The 2,193-nt window shown below is 37.8% G+C and carries 3 protein-coding genes; all 3 read left to right on the forward strand.

Translation table 11 applies throughout. From position 1 onward, the window contains the following. The first annotated feature begins 381 nt into the window (after positions 1 to 381). The 3 genes from ABFC98_06415 to ABFC98_06425 all read left to right on the forward strand — a co-directional run bounded on the left by ABFC98_06415 (position 382) and on the right by ABFC98_06425 (position 1,861). Positions 382 to 561 (forward strand): hypothetical protein, encoded by a 180-nt coding sequence (locus ABFC98_06415; protein ID MEN6445665.1) that lies wholly within the window; start codon positions 382 to 384, stop codon positions 559 to 561. A gap of 252 nt (positions 562 to 813) precedes the next feature. Further along, positions 814 to 1,242, forward strand: coding sequence for a hypothetical protein (locus ABFC98_06420; protein ID MEN6445666.1), 429 nt, complete (start codon positions 814 to 816; stop codon positions 1,240 to 1,242). Positions 1,243 to 1,381: 139 nt separating this feature from the next. Continuing rightward, entirely contained in the window at positions 1,382 to 1,861 is a 480-nt protein-coding gene (locus ABFC98_06425) for a hypothetical protein (protein MEN6445667.1), read from the forward strand. Positions 1,862 to 2,193 lie beyond the last annotated feature (332 nt).

Genomic DNA, 2,193 nt, shown 5'->3' on the forward strand with positions numbered 1-2,193 from the left:
CACAAGTGGCAGCATATTTCTTTCACATTGCTATTTAAGCAGTTATGCAATTTAGCACATTTGCTTTATCCTCCTAAAATGGATTTTTACAGATGAAAAAAACAGCAAAATGGTAAAGTTGGGTTAAGATGTTTGTGAGTTATTTTCGGTGGCTTCGGTGGCTTAGAAAAAAAATGCGGAGGAACGGCGTCCTCCGTCTACACATCTAAATCCTCTGAATCCTAAAATCCTTAAATCCTCGTTTCTAAAAATAAATCTGCGAAATCCGCATCCTCTGCGTGAGTCCTTTTTTTTCTATCTGCGTCCTCTGCATGAGTCCTTCTTTTTTTATCTGTGAAATCAGTGTAATCTGTGAGAGAACCCTCCTTACTCGTTGCCCTTATGCTGCCGGTAAGCATCCCGAATGCTTCCCATATCGCCATAAGGGATGCACTCGGGAAGTTATTGAGCTGCATAGCGGTTATAAATAAGGCAGAATATGGCGATAGTGTAGCTCAGAAAGAGGGTGGTTGTGATGATGATCAGGAGCAAAGGGAGAAATTGTGGGGCAGCCAGTTGTGAATATAATGGGACATAATTTATTAATGTGTTGTATAAATGATACAGATATTGTTTTGCTTATGAGCGGAAAATATAGGCAAAAGACATCATTTAATATCAGTAACCTATATGAATAATAATCAGTTACGACAATGCCAAAGATTTATTTTAGCGTTTGGAACACTGCTTGCATTCATATAGAAGTGTCTGCCCTACGGGGCATATAAAATAGAGTGAACAAAACAAAAGAATAACCCAAAAAAGGAGAAAAAAATGGGAACACAACAAATTCTTTTAATCGTCCTCAGTGTTATTATCGTGGGTGCCGCTATTGCTGTCGGTATCACAATGTTTAACAACCAGTCGTATGCTTCTAACAAATCGTCTATTGCTGCCGATGCCCAGAACTTTGCTTCTCAAATTGTTCAGTATTACAAAACACCTGCTTCTCAAGGTGGAGCGGATAGAAATGCAGCTAATATGACTGCTGCCAATATTGGTAGTTTTATTGGTTGGGGAGGAACTACAACGACTAATGAAAACGGCTCATTTACCGTAGGTACATGGGCAGCAGCTGATAGTTCTGTTACTGTTACAGGAAAAGGAAAGGAAGTAAAAAATAACAAAGCTCCACAAATAGCAACAAAAGTTAAATTTCCTTCAGGCACTATAACTGCTACAGCAAGTGATGTTGCCCCATAATAATATTCTAATAACTACTGAATAACTATCTAAATTAGACCAACCTAAATGGTTGGTCTTTTTTAGCTTTAGGAAAAGAAAAAATTCTTGACAGCTATTCCATTTATCTTAGAATTGAAAAAAAGAAAGGAGTTACCAAATGGGAGTTCAACAAATACTTTTATTGGCGTTGAGCGTTATTCTGGTAGGGGCGGCAATAACTGTAGGCATAGATATGTTTAATCGTCAAGATCAGGTTAGTAATCGTTCTGCGGCAGCCACGGAAGCACAATTGTATTTAACTCAGGTTTTGCAGTTTTATAAAATGCCCAGAACTTTAGGTGGCTTAAGTAATAGCTTGGCTACTACAAATGCTGATTCCATTGCTGCCTACATTGGTTGGGCTGATAATCCGATGGATAGTGAAAATGCTTCTTTCCAATTAATAATTCCTACTCCTACAGCGGAAAATGAATTTGTGGATATCAAAGCAATTGGTAAATCAGTTTACCAGGATAAAAAACCCGTGGTGCATGGCAGAATTACTTTTCCCGATGGGGTAATAATTTCCAAGGTGGGAACAATAAATAGAGACCAGAGTTTTGGCGATTTTGATTTGTTCGCCACGGGGACTGAGTAACTTTCGTTTGCTTACCCTCGTTTGTTTTGACTCTAAACCGATTCTTTCTGCTATTGAAACGAGGTTTATATAGCAACAGGAAATTTTGTTCATTTCTCTATCCTGACAAAGCTGAAGCTCTCGTTTGTTTTGACTCTAAACCGATTCTTTATTCTGTTGCAACGAAAATTATACAGCAACAAGTAATTTTGTTCGTGTTTCGATGCTGACAAAGCTGAAGCTCGGTTTAGAGTTAAAATAAAACATTTACTTCAATGGGATAGTTTGTGAGCAGTTAATAGTTTGGTTAGCTGAGGAAGAATCCTTGTTTTAACTCTCAATTTTGAAATCTT

It is taken from the genome of Candidatus Cloacimonas sp. (assembly GCA_039680785.1).
Taxonomy (GTDB): domain Bacteria; phylum Cloacimonadota; class Cloacimonadia; order Cloacimonadales; family Cloacimonadaceae; genus Cloacimonas.

Coding starts and splice junctions, on each gene's coding strand:
- ABFC98_06415 (MEN6445665.1), top strand. CDS start 382: ATGCTGCCGGTAAGCATCCCGAATGCTTCCCATATCGCCATAAGGGAT.
- ABFC98_06420 (MEN6445666.1), top strand. CDS start 814: ATGGGAACACAACAAATTCTTTTAATCGTCCTCAGTGTTATTATCGTG.
- ABFC98_06425 (MEN6445667.1), top strand. CDS start 1,382: ATGGGAGTTCAACAAATACTTTTATTGGCGTTGAGCGTTATTCTGGTA.